This is a genomic window from Citromicrobium bathyomarinum, from assembly GCA_001306305.2.
In the GTDB taxonomy this organism is placed as follows: Bacteria; Pseudomonadota; Alphaproteobacteria; order Sphingomonadales; family Sphingomonadaceae; genus Alteriqipengyuania; species Alteriqipengyuania bathyomarina.
In genome coordinates, this window is record CP155577.1 from 2,852,196 (window position 1) to 2,864,435 (window position 12,240).

The 12,240-nt window shown below is 63.0% G+C and carries 16 protein-coding genes; 10 read left to right on the forward strand and 6 right to left on the reverse strand.

What is annotated here, in order from left to right:
• Nucleotides 1–24: 24 nt before the first annotated feature.
• The 8 genes from VO57_014200 (at nt 25) to VO57_014235 (ending at nt 6,292) form a co-directional block, all read left to right on the forward strand.
• A complete protein-coding gene (locus VO57_014200) occupies nt 25–786 on the forward strand; it encodes an SDR family oxidoreductase (protein ID XBL69268.1) in 762 nt (253 codons plus the stop codon).
• Nucleotides 783–1,496, forward strand: coding sequence for a cytochrome b/b6 domain-containing protein (locus VO57_014205; protein ID XBL69269.1), 714 nt, complete (start codon nt 783–785; stop codon nt 1,494–1,496). The genes VO57_014200 and VO57_014205 overlap by 4 nt, the downstream gene beginning before the upstream one ends.
• The gene (locus VO57_014210) at nt 1,493–2,245 is read left to right on the forward strand and encodes a molybdopterin-binding protein (GenBank protein ID XBL69270.1); all 753 of its coding nucleotides are present in this window, start codon (nt 1,493–1,495) and stop codon (nt 2,243–2,245) included. Before VO57_014205 ends, VO57_014210 begins: the two co-directional genes overlap by 4 nt.
• A gap of 67 nt (nt 2,246–2,312) precedes the next feature.
• Nucleotides 2,313–2,576, forward strand: coding sequence for a hypothetical protein (locus VO57_014215; protein XBL69271.1), 264 nt, complete (start codon nt 2,313–2,315; stop codon nt 2,574–2,576).
• 160 nt (nt 2,577–2,736) lie between these two features.
• Nucleotides 2,737–3,927 carry a cyclopropane-fatty-acyl-phospholipid synthase family protein gene (locus VO57_014220; GenBank protein ID XBL69272.1) on the forward strand — a complete coding sequence of 397 codons (1,191 nt, stop codon included), beginning with the start codon at nt 2,737–2,739 and terminating at the stop codon, nt 3,925–3,927.
• Between the two features lie 86 nt (nt 3,928–4,013).
• On the forward strand, nt 4,014–4,277 hold the full coding sequence (locus VO57_014225) for a DksA/TraR family C4-type zinc finger protein (GenBank protein XBL69273.1): 264 nt from the start codon (nt 4,014–4,016) through the stop codon (nt 4,275–4,277).
• A 64-nt stretch (nt 4,278–4,341) separates the two neighbouring features.
• A complete protein-coding gene (locus VO57_014230; protein ID XBL69274.1) occupies nt 4,342–5,580 on the forward strand; it encodes an argininosuccinate synthase in 1,239 nt (412 codons plus the stop codon).
• A 127-nt stretch (nt 5,581–5,707) separates the two neighbouring features.
• The gene (locus tag VO57_014235; protein XBL69275.1) at nt 5,708–6,292 is read left to right on the forward strand and encodes a septal ring lytic transglycosylase RlpA family protein; all 585 of its coding nucleotides are present in this window, start codon (nt 5,708–5,710) and stop codon (nt 6,290–6,292) included.
• Between the two features lie 58 nt (nt 6,293–6,350).
• Here VO57_014235 and VO57_014240 read toward each other — a convergent pair whose 3' ends face one another.
• The gene (locus VO57_014240; protein ID XBL69276.1) at nt 6,351–6,998 is read right to left on the reverse strand and encodes a putative 2OG-Fe(II) oxygenase; all 648 of its coding nucleotides are present in this window, start codon (nt 6,996–6,998) and stop codon (nt 6,351–6,353) included.
• Between the two features lie 216 nt (nt 6,999–7,214).
• On the opposite strand from VO57_014240, the gene VO57_014245 reads away from it, so the two are divergent.
• The gene (locus VO57_014245) at nt 7,215–7,856 is read left to right on the forward strand and encodes a hypothetical protein (protein XBL69277.1); all 642 of its coding nucleotides are present in this window, start codon (nt 7,215–7,217) and stop codon (nt 7,854–7,856) included.
• A 78-nt stretch (nt 7,857–7,934) separates the two neighbouring features.
• On the opposite strand, the gene VO57_014250 is transcribed toward VO57_014245, so the two are convergent.
• Both VO57_014250 and VO57_014255 read right to left on the reverse strand, forming a co-directional pair.
• The gene (locus VO57_014250) at nt 7,935–8,462 is read right to left on the reverse strand and encodes a hypothetical protein (GenBank protein XBL69278.1); all 528 of its coding nucleotides are present in this window, start codon (nt 8,460–8,462) and stop codon (nt 7,935–7,937) included.
• Between the two features lie 541 nt (nt 8,463–9,003).
• On the reverse strand, nt 9,004–9,186 hold the full coding sequence (locus VO57_014255) for a hypothetical protein (protein ID XBL69279.1): 183 nt from the start codon (nt 9,184–9,186) through the stop codon (nt 9,004–9,006).
• Nucleotides 9,187–9,616: 430 nt separating this feature from the next.
• Here VO57_014255 and VO57_014260 point away from each other — a divergent pair, with 430 nt between their 5' ends.
• Nucleotides 9,617–9,748: a hypothetical protein gene (locus VO57_014260; protein XBL69280.1), complete on the forward strand. Its 132-nt coding sequence runs from the start codon at nt 9,617–9,619 to the stop codon at nt 9,746–9,748.
• A gap of 17 nt (nt 9,749–9,765) precedes the next feature.
• Here the strand turns inward: VO57_014260 and VO57_014265 are convergent, their stop codons facing one another.
• The 3 genes from VO57_014265 to VO57_014275 are packed head-to-tail and all read right to left on the reverse strand — an operon-like array spanning nt 9,766 to nt 12,220.
• Nucleotides 9,766–10,599: an IS5 family transposase gene (locus VO57_014265; protein XBL69281.1), complete on the reverse strand. Its 834-nt coding sequence runs from the start codon at nt 10,597–10,599 to the stop codon at nt 9,766–9,768.
• 56 nt (nt 10,600–10,655) lie between these two features.
• Nucleotides 10,656–11,114 (reverse strand): hypothetical protein, encoded by a 459-nt coding sequence (locus VO57_014270; protein ID XBL69282.1) that lies wholly within the window; start codon nt 11,112–11,114, stop codon nt 10,656–10,658.
• Nucleotides 11,111–12,220: a hypothetical protein gene (locus VO57_014275; protein ID XBL69283.1), complete on the reverse strand. Its 1,110-nt coding sequence runs from the start codon at nt 12,218–12,220 to the stop codon at nt 11,111–11,113. The genes VO57_014270 and VO57_014275 overlap by 4 nt, the downstream gene beginning before the upstream one ends.
• Between the last annotated feature and the right edge of the window lie 20 nt (nt 12,221–12,240).

The following is a 12,240-nucleotide window of genomic DNA, read 5'->3' on the forward strand; positions in this document are numbered from 1 at the left end:
GGGTCGGCCTAAAAGGAGGGGAGTATGAGCAGGCCGAGCGTGCTGATTACCGGGGGCGCGCAGCGACTGGGCGCGGCCTTCTCGCGCGCCTTCGCCGAGGCTGGCTGGCACGTGGTCATTCATTACCGATCCTCGCGCGAGGAAGCCGAAGCGCTTGCTGGCGAGCTTCCCTCCGCCGAGATCGCACAGGCGGATTTCGCGCAGGACGGCGCGGCCAATGCGCTGGCGCAGCACCTCTCGGCACGGCTGGAAGACTGGCGCGCGCTGATCAACTCCGCTGCGATTTTCGAACAGGACAGCGTGACTGCACTCGACCCGGCGATCCACGACCGGGCGATGCGGACCAACGCGCGCGCGCCTGCGATGCTTGCGCAGAGCTATCTTGCGCACGCCCGCGCATCATCCGGTCGCCACGTCATTCAGGTGACCGACCAGAAACTTGCCAATCCGAACCCCGATTTCTTCAGCTACACGATGAGCAAGCATGCTCTCGACGCGACGATCCGAATGCTCGCGATGGGTGCGACGCGGCGCGAGGACCGGGTGTACGGCCTCGCCCCCGGTGCAATCCTTGCGAGCCACGACCAGAGCGAGGAGGAGGCCGAGCGATCCCATCTGCTCAATCTGCGCCGCCGCCGCACCACCGCGCAGGATGTCGCGCAGGCTGCAGTCATGCTGGCAGGCGGCGATCTGGCGAGCGGAGAGACGCTGTTCGTCGATAACGGCCAGCACCTGCTCAGCCAGCCGCGCGACGTGATCTATCTGGAACGGGAGGGCGCGCGATGAGGCACTTCGTCTCGACCCGCATCTGGCACTGGATCAACCTGATCGCGATCGTGGTGCTGTTCATGAGCGGGCTGAACATCTCCAACGCCCACCCCTACCTCTATTGGGGCGACTGGGGCTTCTCGCCCACGCAGGCCTGGCTGGCGGTGCCCCGCTTTCCCGGCTGGATGACCATTCCCGATTACTACAGCCTCGCCAAGGCGCGCGACTGGCATCTGCTGATGGCCTTCCCCTTCGCCTTCGGCCTGCTGGGCATGTGGATCGCGATGCTGTGGAACGGGCATTTCCGCCGTGACATCAAGACTACGCGGCGCGAATGGCGCTGGTCTGCGATCAGGGCGGACATTGCCAAGCACCTGCGGTTCGACTTCACCCATGGAGAGGGGAAGTACAACTTCCTCCAGAAGATCGCCTATGGGGCCGTGTTCGGCGTGCTGCTGCCGGGCATGCTTCTGACCGGGCTGGCTATCAGTCCGGGTATGGAGCCGAGCCTGTGGTGGCTGGTCGACATCTTCGGCGGACGTCAGAGCGCGCGCTCGCTCCATTTCCTGTGCGCATGGGGCATCTTCGGATTCTTCGTGGTCCACGTGGTGCTCGTGCTGCTCAGCGGCCCGGTCGGGCAACTGCGCGCGATGATCCTTGGCGGCGACCACCAGCCGACCAACCCGCCCTTCGCCCGCCCAGCTAAATCCGAGGGAGAGAGCGCATGAGCTTCACGATGAAACGCCGCTCCGTCCTGCTCGGCTCGGGCGCGCTGATGCTTGGCGCGTGCACCAAGATAAGTGATAGCGAGGCGGGCACGCGCTTTTTCGAAACCGTCGACGACTGGCAGATGGGCCTGCAACGCGCGCTACGCGCACGCGACGCCCTCGCCCCCGAATACGCGCCGGAGGACATCTCGCCCACCTTCCGCGGCAACGGGTCGACCGACCCGCAGAACGATGGCTATCCCGAGCATGTCGCCAATGGCTTTGCCGACTGGCGCTTTACCGTCACCGGCCTGGTCGAACGGCCGCTGTCCTTCACGCTTGACCAGATCATGACGCTGCCCCAGCGCACCCAGATCACCCGGCACGATTGCGTCGAAGGGTGGAGCGCGATCGGCCAGTGGACCGGCCCGCAGCTGTCGACCTTCCTCGAACTGGCGCGGGTGCGCGAGGGCGCGAACTACGTCGTGTTCCGCTGTGCCGACGATTACACGCGCGGCCGCTATTACGAGAGCATCGATATGGACGATGCCTACCACCCGCAGACGATTATTGCGCATCGCCTCAATGGCGAGCCATTGCCGGTCAAGAACGGCGCGCCCCTGCGCGCGCGGGTGGAGCGTCAGCTGGGGTACAAGCACGCGAAATATCTCACCGGCATCGAACTGGTCGCGAGCCTCGATGCGATCGGCCTCGGCAAGGGCGGTTACTGGGAAGATTACGGTGGCTATCAATGGTACGCCGGGATGTGACCGCCTTGCGGGCGCAAAGCCCGCTGGATAGAGTCGAGCCCTCTTTACCGAACAGGGCCTACCGAACATGGCGAACGTCTGGAGTGACGAGGAAGTGCGCGTGCTGGTCGGTTGGACGGCCGAGGATTACGGGGCCAGCATGGTCCTGCGTCTGGAAACCGTCACCAACATGCCGCAGAACGCAGACGATGTGCTGGTGTCGCGCATGGTTCTGAACAAGGATCAGGCGGTGCAGCTGGGCAACGTGCTGTTCGAACTTTCAGGCCGCCTGCCGCCCAAGACCGCGAAGCCGCCCTTGCTGGACCGTATGCTTGCCCGCAAGTCGGACTAGGCGCATAGCCGAGGCGTGCCCACAGAGCCCCGCAAGAAGGACTGGCAAACTGCTCGATCAAACGACATCCAAACCGACCGGGAGCGGCCGCCCGCGCGGCCCCGCTAACCTCCTGTTCTGCCGCTTCCTCGACGGGCACATCAAGTCCGGCGCGCTGGAAGTGGTCTTCGCAGACGGTAGCCGGGCGCAGTTCGGCGCGCCCGGCTCCAACTCCCTCGATATCGCGATCCGGCTGACCGATTCGGGCGTCGCGCGCAGCATCCTGCTCGATCCCGCGCTGGGCGCGGCAGAAGCCTTCATGGACGGGCGGCTGGTGATCGAGCGCGGCGATGTGATGGGCTTGGTCGATCTGTTCGCGCGCAATGCCCCGTGGGAGGCAGGGGCGAGCTACAACCGTCCCAGCCCGCTCAGGAAACTCGGCAACCGGATCGCCTTCCATGGCGAACAGCTCAACAACGCGGTCCGCAGCCGCGCGAACGTCGCGCATCACTACGATATCGGCAACGCGCTCTACCGGCTGATGCTCGATCCCGAGCACATGCAGTACAGCTGCGGCTACTGGCCGCGCGAGGGCATGACGCTGGGCGAGGCGCAGGAGGCGAAGCTTGCCCATATCGCGGCCAAGCTGGCGCTGGAGCCGGGACAGCGGGTGCTCGATATCGGGTGCGGCTGGGGCGGCATGGCGATCTTCCTCGCGCAGCGCGCCGGGGTGCACGTTACCGGGATCACCCTGTCCAGGGAACAGGCCGCGCTGGCGCGCGAGCGTGCTGCGGCGGCGGGCGTGGAAGACAAGGTCAGCATCGAACTGGTCGATTACCGCGACCACGCAGATCAGGGCCACAAGTACGATCGGATCGTCTCGGTCGGCATGTTCGAACATGTCGGGCAGCAGCAGTTCGAAACCTTCTTCCGCTGCACCGGCAAGCTGCTCGACACAGACGGAGTGATGCTGGTCCACACGATCGGCCGCATGGGCGGACCGGGATCGACCGATGCCTTCACCCGCAAGTATATCTTCCCCGGCGGCTATATCCCCGCGCTGAGCGAAACCGTCGCCGCGAGCGAGAAGAGCCGCCTGATCGCCACCGATGTCGAGACCTGGCGGCTGCACTATGCGCACACGCTGCGCGCCTGGTACGCCAAGTGCGAAGCCAATCGGGACCGGATCGTGGAGATGTACGACGAGAGGTTCTACCGCATGTGGACCTTCTATCTGGCAGGAGCCACCGCCGCGTTCGAAAGCGGGACCATGTGCAACTACCAGCTGCAATTTGCACGCCACCGCCATGCCCTGCCCTTCTCCCGCGATTACATGGCGCAGGCGGAGAAGGATCTGCTCGCCAAAGGGTGACCCGCCGCATCCCGATCCGGCCAAGCGATTGATTTCGGAGGCTTCCAACCCCAGATTGGGTTCTGGACGTTTGCAGGAGCAGGCACATGGCAGGTGGATGGGCGCGCGATGGCGCGGTTCAGGACCAGATCGACGATACCGTATCCGACGCGGTCAGCGCGGCGCGATCGCGGATGCCGACCGGCGAGAGCGAGCAGTGGTGCGTCGAGTGCGGGGAAGAGATTCCCGAAAAGCGCCGCGCCGCGCTGCCCGGAGTGAAGCGGTGCGTGCAATGCCAGTCCGGCCTTGATGCTTCCGTGCGCAGCAGTGGCATCAACCGTCGCGGCAGCAAGGACAGCCAGTTGCGCTGAACTGTGCCTGTTGCTGGCCGCAATCCGCGTTGCGCGGTTCCCCGGTCGCTGCTAGCCGCGCGCCATGAGCAACAACGCCAGCACCAATAACCGCGTCGTCCTCGCCTATTCGGGCGGCCTCGACACTTCCGTCATCGCCAAGTGGCTCGAAGTCGAGCGCGGGCTGGAGGTCGTCACCTTCACCGCCGATCTTGGCCAGGGCGAGGAGCTGGAGCCTGCCCGCCGCAAGGCGCAGGCGATGGGCATTCCCGACAAGCACATTTTCATCGAAGATCTGCGCGAGGAATTCGTGCGCGACTTCGTGTTCCCGATGATGCGCGCCAATGCCCGTTACGAAGGTGACTACCTGCTCGGCACCAGCATCGCCCGCCCGCTGATTTCAAAGCGGCTGGTGGAAATCGCGCGCGAGACCGGCGCGGGCGCGATTGCGCACGGTGCGACCGGCAAGGGTAACGACCAGGTTCGCTTCGAACTGAGCGCCTATGCGCTCGACCCCGACGTGACCGTCATCGCCCCGTGGCGCGAATGGGACCTGACCAGCCGTACCGCGCTGATCGCGTGGGCCGAATCGCACCAGATCGAGGTGCCAAAGGACAAGCGCGGCGAAAGCCCGTTCTCGACCGACGCGAACCTCCTCCACACCTCGTCCGAAGGCAAGGTGCTGGAAGACCCGTGGGAGGAAACGCCCGACTACGTCTATTCGCGCACCGACAATCCCGAGGATGCGCCGGACACCCCGGAGTATATCACGCTTTCGTTCGAGAAGGGCGACGGCGTCGCGCTCAATGGCGAGGCGATGAGCCCGGCCACGCTGCTCGCCGCGCTCAACGATCTGGGCCGCAAGCACGGCATCGGGCGGCTCGATCTGGTCGAGAACCGCTTCGTCGGCATGAAAAGCCGCGGGATGTACGAGACGCCGGGCGGCGAGATTTACGCCCGCGCGCATCGCGGGATCGAACAGATCACGCTCGATCGCGGGGCGGCGCATCTCAAGGACGAGCTGATGCCGAAATACGCAGAGCTGATCTACAATGGCTTCTGGTTCAGCCCCGAGCGCGAGATGCTGCAGGCGGCGATCGACCACAGCCAGGAACGCGTTTCCGGCGACGTGCGTCTCAAGCTGTACAAGGGCAATGCCTCGGTCGTCGGTCGCCGCAGTCCGCACAGCCTCTATTCCGAAGCGCACGTCACGTTCGAGGATGACGCCGGCGCATACGACCAGCGCGATGCGCAAGGGTTCATTTCGCTCAACGCCTTGCGGTTGAAATTGCTGGCAAAACGCGACCAGCGCAGCGGAAATTAGGGAATTCGCGCAATAACCGGCAAGGTGCACGAAAGGTCCGAAGCTTTCCGTTCAAATGTGGCGAAAGCGCGGCGAGCCGCCTCCAAGCGTATTCCTTCTTGGGGAAGTGGGCCTAACTTGCCCCGCCATGGACGGGAACAAAAAGACCCTTCGCCGCGCTGCGCTCCCCACGCTCGCGCTTGCCGTGCTCGCTCTGCCGCTCGCAGGCGCCGGAGCGCAGGACGCGCCGGGCCAGCAGCCGCTGGTCGCCGACCTCTCGGCAGAAGCACGCCCGGTCTCGCTGACCGACGAGCGTGTGCCCGCTGTCGACGCGTTCGACGCCAGCTTCGCACGCTTCGATGTCGAGCCGCCGATGCCCGAAGCAAGCGCGCGTGCGGTCGACCTCGACCAGATCGATCCGCCGATCGAAGCCGAACCGGCGGTCTGGCGCAGCGGCGTCGCTTCCTATTACGGCGCGCGCTTCAACGGTCGCCCCACCGCCAGTGGCGAGCGTTTCGATATGAACGCTCTCACCGCCGCGCATAAGACACTTCCCTTCGGCACCAGGGTGCGCGTCACCAACCCGCGCACCGGCAAGAGCGTGGTGGTGCGCATCAATGACCGCGGGCCCTATGCGCATGGGCGCGAGATCGACGTCTCGCGCGCTGCGGCGGTCGAGCTCGGCCTGATCCAGCGCGGCCACGGCACCGTGGAGCTCGCGCTGATCGACTAGCGCTTGCCGCGAGCCTCCTCGCAATTTCAGTCCAAGCAAACTGGCCGGTCAACTCACGCTACAGCTTCAGCTCGCTGACATCGCGAAAGGCGCCGATCGTGCCGCGCGGGAAGGTGTTGAACGCGATCGAATAGCGGTTCTGGTTCGACCTGTTCTCCTCCACGAAATGGAGGATCGAGCTGGAGAACAGCACCAGATCGCCCTGCTTTGGCACCACGGCATTGCGCGGCGCATTGTAGATGTTGGTCCGCCCACTCTCGACCCCAAGCTCGATCTGGCGGTAGCCGGTGGTCCGCTCGAAGATCATGTTGCCCGGGGGATCGGGCATCGGCGCGTAATACAGCGATCCCGAGACCAGCGAGTTGGAATGCGTGTGCGCGTGCATGCCCACCCCCGGCGGGTTCATCAGCGCCCAGCTCTGCGTCACCTCCAGCCGGCTGCTCACGCCCATCACATCATTCGCATAGGTCTCGAGCGCTGCGTGGACCGCCTGCTTGATGCTTTTGAGCTCGCGCCGGTCGAACAGGTAGAGATCCTCGGAAATGTGGTTCATCTGGTTCTCGACCATGGTGATCGACTGGATGAACTCGACCTGCTTGGGCGAGATCGCATCCGCGATGTTGGTCACGAAGACCGGCTCCGCGAACAGCGGCTTCACGCTGTATTCCGCATTCGCCGCAGCTTTCCGCGCGCTGGCTGTCGCCATGGTAGCAATCCCCCAATTGCCGTTTCGGATCGCACGATAGCTATCCGGCGCCGCGGGGTTGTGCAAGGCGCGCGATTGGCCTTCGCGCAAAAGGCAAGTCGTTCTCTGCCAACGACATCAGCTCATCGACCAGCGACATCTCCGCACACCGCGCAAACCGCTGGCCACCCCCAGCCACCGGGGCTAGACTTTGCCCGGCAGCTGGGGGGCGGCGGTATGAGCGAATTCGACATCACATTCGAACTGTTCACCCTGCTGCTGGGCCTGACCATGGCGGAGGTGCTGGCCGGCTATGCCCGCACCTACAAGCTGCGCAGCCGCATCCGCCACAACCGGCTGGCATATGGCGACCAGGGCGGCGACGGCGTGGTCCAGCAGGTCCGCATCGGCTGGCTGGTCCCGCTTTCCGCCGCGGTGGTGCTGTTCCACCAGGCGACCTTCTGGCTGTTCATGTTCGACGTGCAGGGCAACGTCCCGCTCAATTTCCTCAGCCTCATCTGCGTGCTCGGCGTGATCGGCTGGTACTACCTGATCAGCGCCGCGCTGTGGCCGGACGAGCCCGAGGCGTGGCCCGATTTCGACGCCTATTACATGGCCCACCGCCGCTTCATCTGGTTCGGCGTGATCGCGGTCGCGCTGCTCGCCGATTTCGGCCGCGCGCTGTTCGAGCCTCCGCTGGAGCCGGCCACCGCGCCCGCATGGATCGTCAGCACGGTCGACTGGACCAACAACGTCGGCTCGGTCGCCATCCTCGCCATGCCCTTCATCCGCTCGCGCCGCTGGGCGATCGCGGTGCTGGTGGTGCTCAACCTGCACTTCGTGGTGCTGGCCGCCCTCTCCCCCTGGCTGTTCATCTGAGGCACGTTGCGCGCCGGGCCTGACACACCTGACACACAGTCCAGGGGTTAGAAACGCACCCCTCCCCGCCCGCGCGCATCAGGCCGCCCGATCGCCTTCCTCATCGGCATAGTGCTGGACCATTTCGGGCGCATCGAGCAGCTCGTCGAGCGCGGTATCGAACCCGATCGCGGCATGATGGGTCGCCGGGTTCTGCGTCAGCCGGTCGAGCCGCGCGAGATGCGCGAGCAGCAGCCGCGCGTCGTAGCGGCGCCGCGTCGCCACCGCCTCCCCGTGGTAGAAGATCGTCTCCTCCACCCCGTTGAGCGCGCGGTCCGCCAGCACCGCTTCGACCTGCGTGCGGGCGACCAGCAACGCGGCATCCCACAGCCGCTCGAACCGGCCGCACGCCCGCCGCATCCGGTACGCGGTCGAGCGCGAGACACCCGCCGCCCCGCACGCCGCGCGGACATTGCCGCCCTGCGCCAGCGCATCGAGGAAATCGGCCTGCTGCTCGCGACTGAACTGTTCGGGCACGACAGGTGGCGAGCTGCGCTCCTGCGGCTCTTGCGCAGCGAGCGCGAGGCGGGTTTCGGGCGTATCGGCGGTATCGGCGAGGTCGGTCATGGGCATCGGTCCGTAAGCTGGCGCGGCCCAGACGGCGCGCGCGGGGTGAGACGGACCGGACCATCTATAGGCGAAGGCGCGTGTAGGACAGGATTTTGCGAGGGAGCGCGGGGTTCGGGCGGCGTGGCAGCCCTCCCTCGCCCCTATTGTCGACCCGTCCCCCAATCGTCAGCCCGCCCCCGCCTAGTCACCCCGGACTTGATCCGGGGTCGGTGCTTCTTCTTCACCGCGCCTGTTCAAACGCACACAGACCGCCCCAACGCGCCCGTTGAGCACACCCACCCAGCGAGGAAGAAAGAAAGCCTTGGCCCGGATCCCCCGCCTAGCCGGGGGCAGGCAGGTCCGGGCCGACGAAGAGAAAGTGGAGCGCGAAAGCCCCTACCGCCCCCGCAACCCCTCGCGCACATGCACCGTCACCGAGCCTCCGAGGCGCAGCCGAGGCAAGCGCGACCGCGCGACCGCAGCCGAGCGACCGGAGGGAGCGACAGCGAGGATGGCCTAAGGGCCCGGATGGGCCCGCCGGCGCTTGAGGCAAAACAAACTAGCGCCTGCCCAGCAGCACCTCCTCATTCCGCATATGATGAAGCAGCCGCGCAGGATCGGGCGCAGCGCGCGTCCCGATGCGGCCTGCATCGACATGGGCTTGCCACGCATCGAACGCCTCCCGCTCGGTCAGCGTGGGGCTGGCCGCGAGGTCGGGATGCCGCGGGGAGGTTTTGGACATGGGGTGCCTCTCGGGTTCGTGGGAGCCGGGACCGGAGAGGCTAGTGGGGAAGAGGGGTGCAGGACAGAGAGATCGTTAGAGTACGACCCGCTTATCAATGGCTGGATCCAGCCATCCAATCCTCAAATACCTCGTCAGAAAAATCGCCTGTTTCTTGAACTATACCCACTCCCAAATCAGCTAAGTATGTCGCAATCTGCTCCCCAGATCGAATTATTATCCCTGATTTTTCTGCGACAGCGCGGGCCCCCGCAGTCACTGTACCAGTGGTTATTAGTAGAGCGAACACTGGACTGAAAGACTTCAGGGAGAGATCTTCAAGTAACTGAAAATTCTTGTCCGAAAAGTGGCGCGATCGAGCTAACTCTAGACTACCAACAAGCTCCCTCACTGTAGAAGGACTGAGTGGCCTGTTAGGATAGTGCTTCGCTTGGCCGATAAAGTCGATTTGCATGTCATGGGCGAGCCTAAAAATCTTTTTTGGATGCGCGAGCAAATCGCCCAATCGCGTCGTTCCGACGAAATCTATCCCTTGATCACCAGTCTGCCGAGTTTTTTCTGAGAGCCTGACTCAGAAGTTTATGCGATCTGGCAGTGGCTTGCGATGAGGCGGGTGAGGCGGCGGATGTGGGCGATGGTAGTCCATGCGGTGGAACTTTCGATAGTTCTTTCCCAGTCCTTTGCGAGCCGTCGACATCTGCCGAGCCAGGCGAAGGTGCGCTCGACCACCCAGCGGCGCGGGAGCAGAACAAAGCCCCTGGCGGTGTCGCAGCGGCGCACGATCTCGAGCGTCCATTGCCCATGCCCTTGAAGCGCGCCGATGAGCTTGTCGCCTGCGTAGCCCCCATCGGCGAAGAGGTGGCGCAGCCACGGGAAGCGGTAGCGGATTGCCTTGATGAGATCGACCGCCCCGTCGCGATCCTGAATGCTGGCAGCGTGGATGGTGACGAACAACATCAGTCCGAGCGTATCGGTGATGATGTGACGCTTGCGTCCCATGATCTTCTTGCCCGCATCGTAGCCCCGTGGGCCGCCACTCTCGGTGGTCTTGACGCTCTGGCTATCGATCACCCCGGCGCTGGGGCTGGCCTCGCGCCCTTCGATCTGGCGCGCAGCCATCACCAGCAGGTGATTGATCGTCTGCCATAGGCCGCTGTCGCGCCAGGCATAGAAATAGCGTTGAACCGTCGAGAGCGGAGGGAAATCCTTGGGCAGCATCCGCCATTGGCAACCGCTTGTTGCCAGATAGAGGATCGCGTTCATCACCTCGCGCAGGTCGGCGCAGCGCGGCCTGCCGCCAGGTTTCGCGGGCGGCAACAGAGGCTCGATCAAGGCCCACTCGGCATCGCGCAAATCGCTTGGATAACGTAGACCCGGGCGGCTATGCTGCTGCCGGGAGGTATCGGTCCACATCGCTTATTCCTCGGTCGTTTCTGGCGAAACCCCGGAATCAGCGATGCACCAGCGCGTCAAGCGCAACCAGCTGATATCTCCCAACTACTTTTGAAGACAGGCTCTGACACTGATGCGCCGAGGGACCGTATCAATGCGGCTCCGAATGATTCAAATTCATCAGGATTAAGCGCCCTCATGCTGGCCAAGATCGCAGCAACTTGGCGTCGGCCCTGCTTCGCTAAAGAAAGCTTATCATCGTCACCGACCTGAGGCCTACCGGCGCCGCCGACCTCAGATCGAAAGGCCCCCACGACTTCTATCGTGTGAACCAGCCCCTCGGATTCGGCGGTTCGTTGCCGTTCGTCGATTATCTTTACGATTGCCGATCGACGCGCGGAGGCTACATCGACCGCGTCAATTTCGTCGTATCCATGTTGGCAAAGCGCAGCAGTTACCGCGTCAATTAAGTTTTGAGCTTCACCTTCAATGCCAATGAGCGCCTCAAGCGCATCGACGATACTCGCGTTCTTCACTCATCGTCCTCAAGAACCTTGTCGATTGCATCGAAGACGGCTCTTAATTCTGCCCAGAGTTCTTTCGTTCGGTCGGTCGGGTCATTCCAAGCATCAATTCCCGGCTTACGAAGCCCTTTGAGGGCCTGTTTGAGAGCATACTCTGTGGCACCAGATTGATCTGTCTCAGCCTCATCGTCCGAAACCTTCACAGCCTCATCAAACGATTTCTCTGGATCAGACAAGAGCGCGAGTGCGGCATCGCTTTCGACTATCTGCTTTAGCTGTCGAATCTGGCGATTGGCATTTTGAAGTTTCGGGTCGTACTTTTCACCATCCACCTCAGACGGGCTCAAGAGCTGATAGAATAAGGTTCGACTCTCATCATTCTGGGCCGTGTATGTATCATTTGAGAAATCGAGCCATTCGCGGAGCTGTGGTGACGAGACCGTTTCATGAAAAAAACTATAAAGTTTTGGGCTGGCATGAACGCCGAATTCATCGTCGCTCTCCATCTGGTTGAGCGCCTTAGATGCCCGATAGCGCCTTCCAACCTCTTGAGGACTTATCCCAATTTGCTTTGCAACTTGGGAAAAGCTCTCCGCCTCATCTTCGTACATCTCCACCACAAGCTTTGCTTGCTGGTACGCGCCCCATTCACGAATCCCAGAAACATGACGAATTGCCATGAGGGTCTTGTGAAAATTGTCCTTTTCCTTCTTCTCACCACTCACGATTATAACTGGGAGAGCACCTAATGAGCTCTTCACTTCGTCGGAAAGATCGACGGAACCATCCTCTTGATCCCGGAGAAGTGTTTTGACCGCTGCGGCGCGACGATTCCCTTCAATGACTAAATAGCGCTTCCGGTCGTCCTGTTCATCGAACTCTTCGACTACCAATTGGTCTAATGGGACGAAGCCATTGCTCGCGATCGAATCTCTCAACGACTCGAGGTCGAAGCCTTGATGGGACGTAAGAAGGTCCAACGCCTTAGCTTGAACGCCATCTTCGCCGTAACGTTCGCGCTTAGCGACTTTTCTATATCCGGGGATATCGAGGAATCGATAGTTATTCGGATCTAAAAGCAACTGCTCAGGAGCGATCTTTGTGACTTCGGTTTCCACTACAATCCCCTAGATGTTGA